Below are 16484 nucleotides of genomic sequence, written 5' to 3' on the forward strand. Positions count from 1 at the left end.
GCATGGAGGAAAATAATCAGCCGATTTTATCGATTAAAGACCTTAACAAGAGCTACGGAGCAAAAGAAGTGTTGAAGGGAATCAATTTAGATATTTATAAGGGACAAATCATCGGATATATAGGGCCGAATGGAGCAGGTAAGAGCACGACCGTTAAGATCATCCTTGGTCTTGAGGAAGGGTACTCCGGTCAGGTGCAGCTCTTTGGAAAGGATATTTCGACCCAATCAGCTGCGTATAAAAAGAGAATCGGATATGTACCTGAAATGGCCGACCTTTATGACAATCTGACAGCTGAGGAATATTTGACGTTCATAGGTGAATTGTATGGACTTGAAGCAGAAGCTGCGGGGGAGAAGGCAGAGAAATTAGTTGAACTGTTTGGTTTGACAGAAGTCTATCATTCTCGTATTGCGTCTTATTCCAAGGGGATGAAGCAGAAGATACTGATCATATCGAGTCTTCTTCATAATCCGGACATCCTCTTTTTTGACGAGCCGATCAACGGTCTCGATGCAAACTCAGTCATGATTTTTAAAGAGCTTCTTGCTCAACTGGCAGCTCAGGGGAAAACCATATTCTATTCATCCCACATCATGGATGTCGTAGAGAAGATCAGTAACCGGATCATTCTTTTGCATAATGGTTTGATTGTGGCGGATGGCAGTTTCGAAGAATTAAAGAATACAAACAGCGAAGGGACGCTTGAAGAAATCTTCAACCAATTGACCGGATTTAATGAGCATAAGGAAACGGCACAGAAGATTGTTTCGGTTGTTGAAGGGGTGTAGGGGATGAAGGAATTTCGTACACTGCTTTTCTTAGACTGGTTCCGGGTCATTTTTGAAAAAATGGGCTTTGACTATCCGGCCCTCCGCAGGATCCTGCAGGTGAAATTCACCATGGATCAGCGCAGGGTCCCTACTGTATTTCAGCAGCAGGGAAAAAAGGGGATAGAATCGAAGGATGAGAACCGCTTCATCAAATCGCTGTGGATCTATGCTCTGTTTGGATTGTTCATCATCCCATTCGTCTTGATGGGCGAGAATTATATTTTTCAAATGAGCATCGCATTTTCTGTCATCATGTTCATCGTCATGACCTCGATGATTTCGGATTTCTCGGTCGTCATATTGGACATCCGGGACAATACCATCTTATTTACAAAGCCGGTGGAGAAGAAGACCATCAGTCTGGCGAAGAGCATCCACGTGTGTGTCTACCTGTTTTTCTTAACAGGGGCTATGACGATCATTCCGCTGATTGTAGCGCTGATCAATCAGGGATTATGGTTCTTCCTGCTTTTTTTAGCGGGGATCGTATTAACTGATATCCTGATAATTGTCTTTACCGCATTACTTTATTACCTTATCTTAAAATATTTTGACGGGGAAAAATTAAAGGATATCATCAACTATGTTCAAATTGGCCTGTCGATTGGGCTGGCAGTGGGATATCAGGTGGTGGCGAGGTCATTTGAGTTTGTCGATCTGCAAGTGGCCTTCACGGCACAGTGGTGGCAGATATTCTTTCCTCCGATGTGGTTTGGTTCCATGTTTGAATGGGTTCTGAACGGTGATAACAGCACCCTGATCATCCTGTTTTCTGTGATGGCGCTTCTTTTTCCTTTTGCAGCTTTGACAGTTTACATTAAGATCCTCCCTTCTTTCGAGAGGAATCTGCAGAAACTTAATTCGCATGCGGGAAAGGCACGCAGGAAATCCAACCTGTTGGGAAAAAGCTTCATGAAACTCATGTGCTACACCAGGGAAGAACGTGCATTTTACCAATTCGCCCATTATATGATGAAAAATGAGCGTGAATTTAAATTGAAAGTCTACCCCGGACTTGGGTTCGCCATCATCCTGCCGTTTATCTTCGTCTTCAATCACCTGATGATGTCTTCGTTTGAAGACCTGTCTTCAAGCATGGTGTACTTGTCCATCTATGCGAGCTTGATCGTCATTCCGACAGTTGTGATGCAGCTGGGATATTCAGGGAAATATAAAGGGTCTTGGATTTATAAGGTGACACCTGTCGAGAGTCATGCTCCCATTCATAAAGGAACATTGAAAGCATTCCTGGCAAAACTTTTCATACCTCTATATCTGGTGATTGCCGTATGCTTCCTTTTTCTTTTTGGTTTAAAGCTGCTCCCGGGGCTAATCGTAGTGCTCGTCAGTGCATTTATTTACACAGTTGTATGCTACAAACTGCTGAATGACGGACTTCCATTTACCGAAAGCTTTGACGGGGTGAAGCAAAGCGACGGCTGGAAGGTGCTGCCGTTTTATATCATCATCGGAGCATTTATTGGTTTGCATGTTCTATCATTGAAGTTGGAATATGGAGTTTATATGTACTTAGTCATTCTCCTGGTTGTGAATTTTGCTGTTTGGAGGTTTTCGTTTAAAGATTAGGCTAGGTTAAAGATGTTTGTTAAAGGAGTCCAAGACGGGGTTTCTTATGGGAGAGAGGTATTCACGACATAGACAGAAGAGGCATGCAGCTTGTGACTGCATGCTTCTTTGTTAAGGCTTGGTGTAAAAGGTGCCCCTCCCACTACCGTTTGTCACTAGACCCGACCTTTGTAAAAGTAGAGTCGCGACTTTACGTGAAGGAAGGCAAAGAAAGTTCCTTAAATCCTGATTGGTCATCTTTTTATCAATCAGAAGGAAATAGTCGTCGATCGCTTTCATATGACTATTCGGTGACAACGTTGCACACTTTTCACAGGACCAGGAATTATTGATCCTCTTTAATGGTAAGTGACCGCAATGTTCACACAGGACCCCTGGCAGGATATTCTCTTTTGTAAGATTATAAGCTTGCAGACAATTGGAGGGGGCCTCTTCATGATTTGTAAGGAGGAGTTTTTTTATCTTTTTGAGAGCTTTGTCCGGTAGAATGCTAGTTTGATATAAATGATTTAATTCAATGATGCGATCGATTACGTTCTGGGAATGAATGATATTCAGATAGGGAGATCCGGATTCCGGGCGGGAAGTATACTCAATCGTGGTGGAGGGATTGCTGATGACGACCAGATATTCAATAGGAATAAGAGGGATCTTATAGAGTGACAGCCACTTTTGCAGGAAATGCTTTTGTCGTTTAGCTTGGGAAATGGGATCGATGAATCCTTCTGTGATATCTTTATAAATTCGAGTGCATTGTTTAATTTGGGGATCAATCCTGATGGTGCCGGAGACATTTTTCACTTCGATGACCAGGATGTAGTAAGGGGTCAGAAGGAGGGTGTCGATTTGAAAGTAGTGAGGATCGAGAGGAAGTCTGATGTCGAAAAACAGCCAGTAATGCTTACCGGTCAGAAAGCTCAGATGATAATCTACAGTTTTTTCTCCATTGAAGCCGGCCTTTCTCTTTTTTAAATCAAGCTCGATCTGGGGCCTTATTTCATGAAAAGGGACAAGCCTCGTTAATAAAGCTGCATTCTCCAGGATTTTTAATGGAATTGTTCGTTCTTTCAATATCAAAACATCACTCCTTAAACCTTGATAATGCATAATTCGCTTTTGAAGGTGAAAACTCCTTTATTTTTGTTACATTATTTGGATTAGGGTGTGAGATATGATCCTATTTTAGGATTTATGATCTTATTTCTGAAAATACGATCCCATTTCAGGATTTATGATCCTATCCCCGAATTTATGATCCTATTTCCTAAAATACGATCCTATTCAACGTTTTATGATCTTATAAGAATAATTCTAATCTGGCCCTCCGGCAAAAAACCTAATCAAGAATGCCAGCACACATCCAGCGCCGATAGCAAGAAAAGCATCTGCCAGATACCCATTAACGATCCACCACACAAAAATAATAAATCGGCCCAAACCATATTAATGAAAGATATAATAAAATAAAAAATCCAAAGGAGAAAACAATGAAAATTGGACTAATTCGCCATTTTAAAGTGAAGAGAGGTTATCCAAATAAAATTGTGTCCTCACAGGAATTAATGAACTGGGTAAAGGAATATGATGCTTCCGATGTGGAAGAGAATGACGTTGAGTTGAGCGGGATCGAGTGGAAATCCTGTTATTCCAGCAGTATGAGGAGAGCTGAAGTGACGGCGCGAAATGTGTTTAAAGGAGATATCATTTTCCTTGATGACTTAAGGGAAATTCCGTTGGCGCCAATTTTCCCGTCCGGAATGAAGCTTCCTCTGTTCATTCATCTATTTGCCATTCGCCTGGCGTGGTGGTTCGATCATCCATCTCAGTCCGGAAGCAAGAAAGAGGTGCTGGAGAAAATTAAGAGTATCGTAGACAGGATCATCTCAGAAGATCAGGATGTGCTGATTGTCGGACACGGAGGGGTGATGATGTTTGTGAGAAAGGAACTGGTCAAACGTGGTTTTTCCGGTCCGGTATTCAGGAGGCCTCAAAATGGAAAGATTTATATTTTTAAAAAAGAAAAAGGATGATTCCCGGATCATCCTTTACTTCTGAATTAGATTACATTATTTAAAGGGGAAAGGCACCTGTCAGTTCTGAACCAATAATAATATTTTTCCTTCATCCAGCTTTTCTTCGTACTGATCGGCTTCTTGTTTCGTAAAGCCCATCTCCTGTAATTGATTGCGCAGTTCGTCGCCTTTGCTGAGGATCATGTTTCCTACTGCCGTACCGATGCCCGTTTCCTTTACACCGATTTCATTCGCATTGGCATTGTCGGCCACGCGCTCTGTACGGTCATCGTCATGGGATAGTACATACAGATTCTTTTTGTCTATGCCTTGAGAAGATAACTTTTCCACTTCTGAAATTAATTCATCGTCATTATAGAATTCTTTAACAGTCGGTTTCATGTGAATCTCCTCCAATATCATTTTCGAATACAGTCGTTATTTTCCCGGTTTATGAAAAAATAAACATCTCCCGTACATGGATTCTTGGAAGGGAAAACGGGAATATATAACCTTAACAGCACTTACAGAAAGGAAGGGGATTGAACGTGAAAGAACAACATACGCTGGAAGTCATTAAAAGTACGATTGAAAACGAAAAAATGGTTCTTTTATATATCTCAAGACCAAATTGCTCTGTGTGCCATGCGTTACTGCCTCAAGTAGAGGAAGTGTTGAAGAAGTATTCTGGCATTACAGCCGTTCATGCGGATGCCGATGAAATTCCTGAAATGGCAGGGGAGTACTCGATTTTTACGGTACCTGTAGTCATTGTGTTTGTGGAAGGGAAAGAAATGATGAGGAAAGCACGATTCGTCCCGATCGATGAATTGGACAGCGGTTTGTCAAGATTGATCACGATGCTTGAGGATTAAACAAACGTTTGATTAAGAACGCCGAAGCCATATCGTAGAAGGGTTGATAGAGTTAAATGATCGTTAAATATGCTTCAGGACAACATCGATTTGGGTCCTAAACGCTGTCATTTTGGGAGCTCTTTTTTCAATGAGAAAATGATAGGTCAGAGAGAGGGAAAGGGGATTCGAAGCACCGATAATAAGGGCCGCTGCTGGAGTGCAGGAATTATACCAGGTTAATGGGAAATTTTGATAAGAACTCTTTGAAAAAAGTAGCTCTTTTGTCATGTCCTAGTGAATAAGTATATAATAGAGATAATATACGGAATATTCTGATTGAATTCCGGGAAAGGAGAGGTATTGATGCTGAGGTTGTCCAGAGCAAGTAAAGTAATCATTTCGATCGCCGCCATTATCCTATTTATTGCCGCCAATCAGATTACGATTGTTCAGCACCTTACTGCCCGCGCTTCCACCAAGCTGTATGTAGGCTGGAAGTACAACCATCTGGATCTGAAATACGAGGACGTGGAGTTCTCTCCGCAATTCGGGGATTACTCTGTTGCTTACAAAGATAAAGAAGGCAGAGTCTATGGTTTCATGGTTGCCCCCAAGTCTATGCCGGTCATCATCCTGCACGACCCGCTCAATGAAAGTCCCTGATCGTACCCTTCAATTTCATGCCCGCATTTTCTTTTATTATCTTATGTTTTCGTGTATAATACGTACTGGAATGATAATTTAATAAACGTGACCACAAGGGGAGCGATATGCTGAGAGTGAACGGCAAAATGCCTGTTCTGACCCTTTGAACCTGTTAGTTAGTACTAGCGTAGGAATGTGGAAGATAGATAGGATCACTATGCCTATTTGAATTTGCTGACTCTCCCTTATGGTTTCGTTTAGAAAAAAAGGGGAGATTTTTTTATGAAATCTTTAAGTTTAGTAGTATTGATTGAAGCTGCATTAATGGCTGCCTTTGCCATTATCCTTGATTTGCTTCCGTCGATTGATCTGTCACCGAGTATCTCGATTTCATTCTCGATGGTGCCAATTTTCATTTTGGCGTTCCGCAGAGGATTTAAAGCAAGCCTGTTGGCAGGGTTTGTATGGGGAGTGCTGCAGGTGGCGCTTGGCAATGCATGGATCGTCACTCCTGTTCAAATGATCATTGAGTACTTCATTGCATTCACTTTCATTGGGTTTGCAGGCCTTTTTGTTCGCCGCATCCAGCATTCATTACGGTCGGAGAATAAATCAAAACTGTATATGTGGATTGTCGCGGCAACGGTTGCCGGAAGTTTAGCCCGTTATTTCTGGCATTTCATTGCAGGCTTCATCTTTTTCAAAGAGTATGCTCCGGAAGGCATGTCCCCGGTTCTATTCTCGCTTTTTGCAAACGGGGTAACAATGCTCGGTTCCGCATTATTATGTTCGGTTGTTCTGATTCCTTTAATTGCGACTTCTCCGCGGTTAGTCAGGCAGGGTGTTTCAGTAGGGAATGACCAGCGGAAAGCTTCATGATTATATGAAATAAGCCGATTCCTCCGGGAGTCGGTTTTTTTTGTGGGACAAAAATGGATGCGAATTCAGTTGATGCAGATTGTCAATGAAAAAGAGGGACGATGGGAAAGCGATAATTGTCGGAATTTGAAGAATGGCAGATATACTGAGAATTTGGCGGATAAAATAAATAAACGGCAGATAAAAATAAAAAATGGACGATAAATCGAAATAACGGCAGATAAATCAAAAAAATGGAAGATAAAATAAGATCGGGGCGATTAACCATCCAGGCCCACCTTCACCAACGTACTTATCCACCCCCGCACAGGCCGGAAAATCCGCTCATATCCCCTCAACCATCCACAGATCAAAATTAATTCCCACTCCTCATTGCTTACAGGCCCGTTTTTCCTATAAACTAGACCTATTCAAAAAACGATAGCACGGAGAGATTTTTATGGAAGCTAAAATGATACGAAGGTATGACATAATGGAAGTTTGCCTGCTGGCAGGAAAGATCATGCTTCAGAGCGGGGCGGAAACGTATCGGGTGGAGGATACGATGATGAGGATAGCCGCTTCCTATGGAATTAAAGAATCGCACAGCTATGTGACGCCGACAGGAATCATCTTTTCCATTGAAACCGATGAACCGACGAAGACAAAGTTGATCCGCATCAATGAACGGTCGACAGATCTTGAAAAGGTCACCTTGGTGAACAGCATTTCCAGGAAAATCAGCCAGGGCCATTATAGCCTGGAAGAGGCTTACAGTGAGCTTGAAAAACTTGAGGAAGCGGACCATTCTTATTCCTTTTTTATTCAAGTGCTTGCTGCGTCCATTGCCAGCGGATGTTTTCTCATTATGTTTTTAGGTATCTGGGAAGATTTTATCCCTGCCTTCATAACAGGAGGGGTAGGGTATATGAGTGTGGTTTATTTACATCGCCTCGTTCCGATCAAATTTTTTGCGGAGTTCCTTGCGTCTTTCATCATTGGGATGTTAGCGTTCGGCTTTGTGCATGTTGGAGCCGGACAGGAACTGGATAAAATCATCATAGGATCTGTCATGCCGCTTGTACCCGGGCTGCTCATTACCAATGCTGTCCGCGACCTGATGGCGGGGCATTTGGTTTCAGGATTGTCTAAAGGAGCGGAAGCCTTTTTGACCGCTTTTGCGATCGGTACCGGCATCGCAGTTGTTTTTACGTTGATATAATGCTGTTTGATACATGTGTAACACTACTAAGTAATGTAAAGGAGTGAATAGGGAATGTGGATCATCGAGCATTTAATCACCAGCTTCATTGCTGCGGCTGCATTCGGCATTATTTTTAATGCACCGAAAGAGTCCCTATTCAAATGCGGGATTGTCGGAATGCTGGGCTGGATCATCTACATGATCATGTTTTTAAATGAAACGGATGCCGTACTCGCAACTCTGCTGGCATCATTTGTCGTAGCGGTCATCAGCCAGGTTTTTGCCAAAATGTACAAAACGCCAGTCATCATCTTCAGTGTAGCTGGAATCATTCCGCTTGTGCCGGGCGGACTCGCGTATGATGCCATGAGGAACTTTGTTCAAAATGATTACAATGCAGCAATCAACCTGGCAGCGAAGGCCTTCATGATTTCGGGCTCGATCGCCGTCGGACTCATCTTTTCTGAAGTCATCAATCAAATCATACGCAATGCCAGATTCAATGCCAGCGCACGAAGAATGAGATAACGAGAGAAGGACAGATCTTGGAGACAGGATCTGTTTTTTTGCGTGCAGAAGAACCTGTTGCTTTTCACGAGAAGCTGTAACTTTCTTCCACTCCGTCCGTCTAATGTAAAAATAGAACAAAAAGGTGGGTCAAACCTATGAAAAAGACGTATCTTATCATTCTTGCAGGTATCCTATTGTGTGCTGCTTTCGGACTGATTCTTTATTTGCAGAAACCTGCCGTCATGGCAGAGGGAAGTCTGGACGGCAAGCTTATCGTGATGAATGAAAATTCATGGAACCTTCAATTTTCTGAGCCGGTCAGGGAAAGCACGATCAATAACAGGAATATCGTTGTGAAAGATTCAGATGGTAAACCGGTGGAAGTCTCCTTCGAGCTTAGCGACGATCGTAAAACACTTTTTATTCATCCTCCTGCCGGCGGTTATCCGGAAGAACCCAGGCATTTTACGATTTCCATCAATTCCGGTGTCAAAACAAATTTAGGATTCTCCTATGAGGGGGATACGAACTTGACCTTTGCCGTCACAGAAGAGATCCCTTCCATTGCCTCTAAGAAAGAGCTTACCCGCTATTTTCAAACCATCTTGAAAAAACAAAAATTGGAACAGAAACATGCAGAATTCAGTCTTTTTGGGAATAGCGGCTCTGAATCATCTGAAGATAAGGCCACGTCAGGTAATGCTGAAAGTTCAGGGTCCGGCCACTCGGAAACGAATAATCAGGTCCAGGGTGTAGACGAAGGAGATATCGTCAAAACGGATGGAACCTTTATGTACCAAGTGGCAAATCAAAAGCTTATCATTTCTCAAGCAGTTCCGGCCGACAAAATGAAAATTGTCTCCCAAGTGACATTTAAAGAAAACATCCAGCCGCAGCATTTATTTTTAGAAAAAGACAAGGTAGTGGTCATCGGGAACAGCTGGTCTCATGGAGCGGTGGAAGCTGCTGAGAAAATCATGCCGCGCCCGATCAATGGCTCTACAGTCGCAATGATTTATGACATCTCTGACAAAGAAAAGCCGTCCTTAATAAGGAAGGTTGAGGTAGAAGGACATTATATGACCTCCAGAAAAATAGACGGAACCCTTTACTTTGTATCCAACTTATATCCTGATTATTGGCTTGCTGACAAAAATCCTGAGATAGACTTGCGACCAAGGGTGATGGATAGTTTGGAAGATGAAGAAGCCAAGGCGATTCCTGCCACGCGTATCAAGTATTTTCCGCAGTCTCCGCAGCCTAATTTCACTATGATCGCAGCGCTGGACATTGAAAATCCTAAAGCTGAATTTAACGTTGAGACGTATTTAGGAAGCGGTAACGGGATTTATATGTCAAAAGAGAATCTTTATATCGCCGTGGAAAAGGTGGAAGATCCAGCAAGCTGGGTCGTATCAAGTACTGAAGTGTATAAGTTTGGAGTGAAGGATTCAGCGATCACATATAAGGCATCGGGTAAAGTGCCTGGGAGGATACTCAACCAGTTTTCCATGGATGAGCATGAAGGATACTTCCGAATTGCAACGACTGATGGAGAGGTGTGGAATGACGATAAACCTTCTTCAAACGCACTCTATATTTACGATGAAAATATGAAGAAAACGGGTGAAGTCACGAACCTTGCAAAAGGGGAAAGGATCTATTCTGTAAGATTCATGGGTGATAAGGCATATATCGTCACCTTTAAACAAGTAGATCCGCTGTTTGTCATCGACACGGCGGATCCGGAGCAGCCTAAGGTACTTGGGGAATTGAAGATCCCGGGCTTCAGCACGTATCTTCATCCAATCGATGAAAACCATTTAATCGGTTTCGGGTTCGATACCAAGATCATGGATGACGGAAAATCATTTAACGAGGAACCCCGAATCATCCGGAACGGTATGAAAATATCATTATTTGATATTACGGATTTTCAGAACCCTAAGGAAGCAGACACTGAAATCATCGGGGGCAGGGGAACCCATTCTTATCTGCTGGAAGATCATAAAGCGCTTTTCCATGAACCGTCACGTAATTTATATGGATTCCCTATTTCGGTCTATCATGACAAAGAGGGAAGTGAGTATGAACAGGTATTCGACTATCAGGGGGCACTTCTTTATGAAATCTCCCCTGAAAGAGGCATTGAAAGAAAGGCGAAGCTGACACAGGTCGATAAGGGCCAAAAAGATATCTATGAAAACTGGGAGAATAATATACAGCGTCTTCTCTATATAGATGATACCGTATACACTTTATCCAATAGTAAAATCGAAGCATATTCATTGGATGATTTTAAAAAGGAAAGCTCTTTGCTCCTTCAATGACTCTTGAACAGCCTCCAATAGGTATTTTGGAGGCTGTTTCTATATTTTCTCATGATGTTTTGAAAAAAAATCTCCGGGTACATTAAGTATTAGCTTTAGAGATTTCAAAATTGGAAGGAGCTAACTGAATGAATAATAATAGAATCACGCAAGAATGGTACTCATACTTAGGGAAATTACCAGATCTTCTTCTGGCAATGCTCGTATTATTGATCGGCTGGATCGTTGCGAAGGCGGTTGAAAAAGCTGTTTACGGTCTTTTGAAGCGAGTTCACTTTGATGACAGGCTTCATTTTGGAAAGCCGAATGGAGAAAGGAAATGGACATCAGAGAAAGTCATCAGTAAAATCGTGTATTTTATCATTCTGGTCTTTGTCTTTATTGCTTTCTTTAATATGCTGGATTTAAACTTCATTGCTTCTCCGCTTGTCGGGATGCTGACCACGATGGCTGCAGCCATTCCGAATGTATTGAAAGCTGCACTCATCTTATTACTTGCCTGGGTGGTTGCGTCACTTCTGAAAATGTTAATCGAGAAAGTGGGAAATCGTCCATCAGTAAAAAATGCAATCTTAAGATCTAAACTGGCGAAAGATGAAAATGATGTACATCGTTATGTCTACACAGCAGCACGAATCGTCTTTTATCTTGTGCTGTTAGTGTTCCTGCCGGGTGTGCTCGCAGCTCTTAACATCACAGGGGTTTCAGGTCCATTCACGGAAATGCTTCACAGCTTCCTTGCATTTATTCCAAAACTGTTCGCAGCTGCCATTATCTTCATTGTCGGCTGGTTCGTTGCAAAAATCGTCCGTGACATCGTCACTAACTTCCTTGCGGCAATCGGCACGGAAAGAGCGGCTGAACGTTTTGGGATCAGTAAACTTTTCCAAGGGACAACCGTTTCTTCTGTAATCGGTACAATCGTCTTTGTACTCATTATGATTCCGGTTACGATCTCAGCTCTTGATCAACTCGACATCAGAGGGATCTCTGAACCGGCAATCAATATGCTGAACACCGTACTGGTGATGCTTCCAAATATCGCCATTGCAATCGTTCTGATCCTTGCAGGAGTCTGGGTCGGAAAATGGGCCGGCGCACTGGTATCACGCTTACTTAACAGAGTGGGCTTCAATTCCCTTCTCCGAAACATGGGAATCGGCCGCAAGTCAGCAGCTGACACGACACTGGATACACCTGCGAACTCCTACATGAACCTATCAGGTCTGGTGGGAAGAATCGTTCAAATCATAATCGTATTCTTATTTACAGTCGAAGCTCTGCAAATCGTTAAATTGGATTTCCTTGTTGCGCTTGCGACAGGCGTGCTGGCGTATTTACCGCATGTATTGGCAGCAGTCGTCATTCTTGGAGCAGGGCTGTACCTTGGTAATCTGGTGAAAAATATCATGTCCAACGTACTAAGCGACAACTTCCAGGTCCTTGCGACAATCACGAAGTATGCCATTATCGCACTAAGCTTCTTTATGGCACTCGATCAATTGAAAGTTGCCGATTCAATCGTCAACATCGCATTTATGCTTATCCTGGGAGGACTTGCCTTAGCCTTCGGACTTGCATTTGGTCTTGGAGGAAAAGAGTTTGCAGGAAAATACCTTGCAAAATTAGACCGCAAAATAGAAGAAGAGAAAAACATGCCTAAGCATAACAAACCAAACATCAATAAACCTGATTTCGGTGGAAACGACAACCTTCCTCCACATAATCAATAAAAAATAAATGCCATAAACAAAACCGCGTAATCCCCAAGTGGGACTGCGCGGTTTTCTCTTACAGGAACTTTAATACGTTAGTGAGGTGAGGGACGGGCTTTTAGCGTGCTAAAGGCCCGTCCCTCATTATGTTAAAAAAGTGTTCCACGTGAAACCTTCGACAGCTTTTCTGAGTCCTCAGTCAAAACAGCAGCACTACACACCTTATAATGACTCCCTCCTCCCCGAAATGGACTCTTCAAACTACCACCCATCATAAAAAAGCGATATCATTATACATATATACATATGATAAAGAACGACGGCGTGAGGGGTGTGTTTCTTTGAAGGTTATCGGTTTTTTAAAGCCCTATCGATGGGCGATGGGGATTGCTTGGACTTTGATGCTTGTAGAGCTCACAGTGGAGCTTTTGAATCCTTTGTTTATGGCGAAAATCATTGATCAGGGGATCATGAAGGAAGATTTGGATGTGGTGCTCTTTTGGGGCGGAATCATGGTCGGCATGTCTTTCCTTTCTTTTGTGTCCGGTGTCACGAATTCTTTTTTTGCTGCTCATACGAGTCAGGGATTCGGCTATGACGTAAGGGAAAGTCTGTATAAGAAAATCCAGTCGTTTTCGTTTGCCAGTTTCAATAAACTGCCGGCTTCTTCACTCATCACAAGGATGACGAATGATGTGAGACAGCTGCAGAATACGATTTTCATGAGCTTGAGGATCATGCTGAGGGCTCCTTTGCTTGTCATCGGATCCACGATTATGGCGTTGATTGTGAATGTGAAGCTTGCCCTGGTTTTGATCATTGTAATTCCGGTTCTGTGGATGTTTTTATTATGGGTGCTGAAGCGGGGCTGGAGTTTATTTGAAAGAGTACAGAAGCGCCTTGACCGGGTGAATGAAGTGATGAAAGAAAATCTTTCAGGCATCCGGCTGATCAAGGCATACACAAGGGGAGAGTTTGAAGAAAAGCGATTTCATGGCGCCAATGAAGATTTGAAGGATAAAACGGTGAGCGCTCTCAGGTTTATGGAAATCATCATGCCTCTGTTAATGCTCGTGATGAACCTGGCCATATTGATTGTTCTTTGGTCAGGGAGTATAGAAGTGACTGCCGGCGGTGCCCAGGTGGGTGAGGTCGTAGCGATCGTAACCTATGCTACGAGGATTTCTTCCGTGTTTTCCATCTTTTCTTTTATCATCACAAGTTTTTCAAGAGCTCGTGCATCAGCTGATCGTGTAGCAGAAGTGCTCAATACAGAGGTTGATTTAAGGGATGGAGATGAAGCTGAGCTTAAAAACAAAGTCATCAGCGGAGAAATCACGTTTGACAGAGTCTCCTTTCAATACCCTGAAATAAGGGGGAGGGTTCTGCAGGATGTGTCTTTCCACGTGAAAGCAGGGGAGACAGTGTCTGTATTAGGGGCGACCGGCTCAGGGAAGTCGACTTTATTTCAGTTAGTTCCGAGGCTCTACGACACGACGGAAGGAGAAATAAAGATAGACTCCCATTCCATCCGGTCGATCACTCTCGAGAATTTGAGGAAAGCAATCGGGTATGTTCCCCAAGAGGCGGTCCTTTTTTCTGGTTCGGTGAGAGAAAATCTGTTATGGGGAAAAGAAAATGCTTCTGAAAAGGATATGATCCAGGCGGCAAAGGATGCTCAAATCCATGACACCATTGAAAACTTGAAGGACGGGTATGACACGGTACTTGGGCAAAAGGGAGTGAACCTTTCCGGAGGACAGAAGCAAAGGCTGTCGATTGCAAGGGCATTGATTAGAAGACCGAAAATCCTGCTTCTGGACGACAGCACCAGTGCACTTGATTTGAAAACGGAAGCGAAATTGCTCGAAGCGATCAAAAAGTATGAATGCACGATCATCATCATTACACAAAAAATCAGTACAGCGATGGAATCGGATACCATCTTGTTGTTAGAAGACGGACTCTTGATCGAAAACGGCTCCCATGACAGCCTTCTTAAAGAATCACCTTTATATCAACGGATTTATGAATCTCAGTTCGGGGAGGTGCATCATGTCTAGGCATGTGAGAAAGAAACTTGGAAAGGATGATAAGGCGAGGGATACAAAAGGCACACTGGGCAGGTTATGGACGTACCTTTCAAAAATGAAAGGCTTGCTTTATCTAGTCATCGTGATGGTTCTCATCAGTTCGGCTGCATCTCTTCTCGGTCCATTTTTAGTGGGAATGGCGATTGATGAATACATTGTCACGAAAGAAGCCTCAGGAATCATCTGGCTTCTTGCCGGTTTGATCATTGTGTATATCCTTCACTCTGTGTCTGTCTGGTATCAGAACTATTGGATGATCGGAGTTGCACAGGACACCGTCTACCGTTTGAGGAAAGATTTATTCCACAGGCTGCACCTTCTGTCGATCCCTTTTTTTGATAAAAGAAAGCACGGGGAGCTGATGAGCAGGGTGACCAATGATATCGATAATGTCAGTAATACCTTGAACAGTTCGTTCATCCAAATCATCTCCAGTGTACTGACGCTCATCGGGACGGCTGGGGTCATGCTGTGGCTGAGCCCGCTCTTGACGCTGATCACACTGACGATTGTGCCGCTGATGGTGCTTGGCATGAAGTGGATCACGAAAAGGACGGGGCCGTTGTTCAAACAATATCAGCATAATATCGGCGAATTGAATGGTTATATCGAAGAAACGATATCCGGACATAGCATCATTAAAACATTCTCGCGTGAAGAGACTGCGATAGAAGAATTCCAGGGGAAAAATAAAAAACTCCGTTCGGCAGCCTATTGGGCAGATACGTATTCCGGGTTCATCCCGAAATTGATGAATATGTTGAATAATCTCAGCTTTGCAGTGATAGCCGGTGTCGGGGGGATTTTTGCACTCAATGATATGGTTACCATAGGTGTGATCGTCATCTTTGCCGAATATGCCCGGCAGTTTACACGTCCGCTCAATGAACTCGCCAATCAATATAATACATTGCTATCCGCTATTGCAGGGGCGGAGCGTGTATTTCAAATCATTGATGAAGAGGAAGAAGCGAAGGACGAAGAGAAGGCAGTAGAAATAAAGACATTGGTCGGGAAAATTGATTTTAAGCAAGTGTCCTTTTCTTATAGGAAGAGTGATTCGACTCTTCAGGATGTCTCATTTTCAATCAGCCCCGGGGAAACGGTGGCGCTTGTTGGTCCGACCGGTGCAGGGAAGACGACCATTACGAATTTATTGTCACGTTTTTATAAGCTTGACGAAGGGAGGATTATGATAGACGGACAGGATATCGAAACCATTACGCGTAAAAGTCTCCGAAGGCAGATGGGATTTGTGCTTCAGGATACTTTCCTTTTTCAGGGCACCATCCTGGAAAATATCCGTTATGGCAGACTTTCGGCGACCGATGAAGAAGTAGTGGAAGCAGCCAAGTTAGCGAATGCCCATTCCTTTATCGGGAAAATGCCTCAGGGTTATAAAACCGTTCTGAGGCAGGATGGCAGCGGAATCAGTCAGGGGCAAAAACAATTATTGTCGATTGCGCGCGCCATCCTCTCCGATCCATCAATCCTGATCCTGGATGAAGCGACTTCGAGTATCGATACAATCACTGAACTGAAGATCCAGGACGCTCTGAAAAAATTGATGAAGGACCGGACGTCCGTTGTGGTTGCCCACAGGCTCAATACGATCCGTCAGGCCGATCAAATACTTGTGCTGGATCAAGGGCAGATCATTGAAAAAGGCACTCATGAAGAGCTCCTGAGGCAAAGAGGCTTTTATCACGGGCTTTATCATAGTCAATTGAAGGAAAGCAGTTAAAAACGAAGGCCCGCCCTTCACTGCTTTAACGCAGTGAGGGACGGGCCTTCGCATTGAATGGACAAAGCCCCCAAAAGCGTCGGCGCTTCTGGGGGC

General features: G+C 43.3%; 14 protein-coding genes and 1 riboswitch. Of the genes, 12 read left to right on the plus strand and 2 right to left on the minus strand.

All coding sequences use genetic code 11. The features are described 5' to 3' along the window. Positions 1 to 2 precede the first annotated feature (2 nt). Complete coding sequence (locus ACXAFV_RS09710; RefSeq protein WP_475126138.1) at positions 3 to 791, plus strand: ABC transporter ATP-binding protein; 789 nt, start codon at positions 3 to 5, stop codon at positions 789 to 791. Between the two features lie 3 nt (positions 792 to 794). After that, entirely contained in the window at positions 795 to 2420 is a 1626-nt protein-coding gene (locus ACXAFV_RS09715) for a hypothetical protein (protein WP_475126139.1), read from the plus strand. Between the two features lie 111 nt (positions 2421 to 2531). Here ACXAFV_RS09715 and ACXAFV_RS09720 read toward each other — a convergent pair whose 3' ends face one another. Next, a complete protein-coding gene (locus ACXAFV_RS09720; RefSeq protein WP_475126140.1) occupies positions 2532 to 3491 on the minus strand; it encodes a nuclease-related domain-containing protein in 960 nt (319 codons plus the stop codon). A gap of 416 nt (positions 3492 to 3907) precedes the next feature. Between ACXAFV_RS09720 and ACXAFV_RS09725 the strand changes: the two genes are divergently transcribed. Beyond that, on the plus strand, positions 3908 to 4450 hold the full coding sequence (locus ACXAFV_RS09725) for a histidine phosphatase family protein (RefSeq protein ID WP_475126141.1): 543 nt from the start codon (positions 3908 to 3910) through the stop codon (positions 4448 to 4450). 60 nt (positions 4451 to 4510) lie between these two features. Here the strand turns inward: ACXAFV_RS09725 and ACXAFV_RS09730 are convergent, their stop codons facing one another. After that, complete coding sequence (locus ACXAFV_RS09730; RefSeq protein ID WP_475126142.1) at positions 4511 to 4834, minus strand: YflT domain-containing protein; 324 nt, start codon at positions 4832 to 4834, stop codon at positions 4511 to 4513. Positions 4835 to 4980: 146 nt separating this feature from the next. On the opposite strand from ACXAFV_RS09730, the gene ACXAFV_RS09735 reads away from it, so the two are divergent. The 9 genes from ACXAFV_RS09735 to ACXAFV_RS09775 all read left to right on the plus strand — a co-directional run bounded on the left by ACXAFV_RS09735 (position 4981) and on the right by ACXAFV_RS09775 (position 16388). Then, entirely contained in the window at positions 4981 to 5307 is a 327-nt protein-coding gene (locus tag ACXAFV_RS09735) for a thioredoxin family protein (protein ID WP_475126143.1), read from the plus strand. A gap of 345 nt (positions 5308 to 5652) precedes the next feature. Then, complete coding sequence (locus tag ACXAFV_RS09740; RefSeq protein WP_475126145.1) at positions 5653 to 5952, plus strand: hypothetical protein; 300 nt, start codon at positions 5653 to 5655, stop codon at positions 5950 to 5952. Between the two features lie 86 nt (positions 5953 to 6038). Beyond that, positions 6039 to 6145: riboswitch (TPP riboswitch) on the plus strand. A 71-nt stretch (positions 6146 to 6216) separates the two neighbouring features. Then, positions 6217 to 6813 carry an energy-coupled thiamine transporter ThiT gene (thiT, locus tag ACXAFV_RS09745; RefSeq protein WP_475126146.1) on the plus strand — a complete coding sequence of 199 codons (597 nt, stop codon included), beginning with the start codon at positions 6217 to 6219 and terminating at the stop codon, positions 6811 to 6813. Between the two features lie 439 nt (positions 6814 to 7252). Further along, a complete protein-coding gene (locus ACXAFV_RS09750) occupies positions 7253 to 8014 on the plus strand; it encodes a threonine/serine exporter family protein (RefSeq protein ID WP_475126147.1) in 762 nt (253 codons plus the stop codon). A gap of 54 nt (positions 8015 to 8068) precedes the next feature. Further along, positions 8069 to 8524: a threonine/serine exporter family protein gene (locus tag ACXAFV_RS09755; protein ID WP_475126148.1), complete on the plus strand. Its 456-nt coding sequence runs from the start codon at positions 8069 to 8071 to the stop codon at positions 8522 to 8524. Positions 8525 to 8661: 137 nt separating this feature from the next. Then, positions 8662 to 10836, plus strand: a complete 2175-nt coding sequence (locus ACXAFV_RS09760) for a beta-propeller domain-containing protein (protein WP_475126150.1) — start codon at positions 8662 to 8664, stop codon at positions 10834 to 10836. Positions 10837 to 10964: 128 nt separating this feature from the next. Continuing rightward, the gene (locus tag ACXAFV_RS09765; protein ID WP_475126151.1) at positions 10965 to 12569 is read left to right on the plus strand and encodes a mechanosensitive ion channel; all 1605 of its coding nucleotides are present in this window, start codon (positions 10965 to 10967) and stop codon (positions 12567 to 12569) included. 362 nt (positions 12570 to 12931) lie between these two features. After that, positions 12932 to 14614, plus strand: coding sequence for an ABC transporter ATP-binding protein (locus tag ACXAFV_RS09770; protein WP_475126916.1), 1683 nt, complete (start codon positions 12932 to 12934; stop codon positions 14612 to 14614). Next, complete coding sequence (locus ACXAFV_RS09775) at positions 14607 to 16388, plus strand: ABC transporter ATP-binding protein (RefSeq protein ID WP_475126152.1); 1782 nt, start codon at positions 14607 to 14609, stop codon at positions 16386 to 16388. The genes ACXAFV_RS09770 and ACXAFV_RS09775 overlap by 8 nt, the downstream gene beginning before the upstream one ends. The last annotated feature ends 96 nt before the right edge of the window (positions 16389 to 16484 follow it).

It is taken from the genome of Rossellomorea sp. ABR4_012, from assembly GCF_056159545.1.

Coding starts and splice junctions, on each gene's coding strand:
- ACXAFV_RS09710 (WP_475126138.1), top strand. CDS start 3: ATGGAGGAAAATAATCAGCCGATTTTATCGATTAAAGACCTTAACAAG.
- ACXAFV_RS09715 (WP_475126139.1), top strand. CDS start 795: ATGAAGGAATTTCGTACACTGCTTTTCTTAGACTGGTTCCGGGTCATT.
- ACXAFV_RS09725 (WP_475126141.1), top strand. CDS start 3,908: ATGAAAATTGGACTAATTCGCCATTTTAAAGTGAAGAGAGGTTATCCA.
- ACXAFV_RS09730 (WP_475126142.1), bottom strand. CDS start 4,834: ATGAAACCGACTGTTAAAGAATTCTATAATGACGATGAATTAATTTCA.
- ACXAFV_RS09740 (WP_475126145.1), top strand. CDS start 5,653: ATGCTGAGGTTGTCCAGAGCAAGTAAAGTAATCATTTCGATCGCCGCC.
- thiT (WP_475126146.1), top strand. CDS start 6,217: ATGAAATCTTTAAGTTTAGTAGTATTGATTGAAGCTGCATTAATGGCT.
- ACXAFV_RS09750 (WP_475126147.1), top strand. CDS start 7,253: ATGGAAGCTAAAATGATACGAAGGTATGACATAATGGAAGTTTGCCTG.
- ACXAFV_RS09755 (WP_475126148.1), top strand. CDS start 8,069: ATGTGGATCATCGAGCATTTAATCACCAGCTTCATTGCTGCGGCTGCA.
- ACXAFV_RS09760 (WP_475126150.1), top strand. CDS start 8,662: ATGAAAAAGACGTATCTTATCATTCTTGCAGGTATCCTATTGTGTGCT.
- ACXAFV_RS09765 (WP_475126151.1), top strand. CDS start 10,965: ATGAATAATAATAGAATCACGCAAGAATGGTACTCATACTTAGGGAAA.
- ACXAFV_RS09770 (WP_475126916.1), top strand. CDS start 12,932: ATGGGGATTGCTTGGACTTTGATGCTTGTAGAGCTCACAGTGGAGCTT.
- ACXAFV_RS09775 (WP_475126152.1), top strand. CDS start 14,607: ATGTCTAGGCATGTGAGAAAGAAACTTGGAAAGGATGATAAGGCGAGG.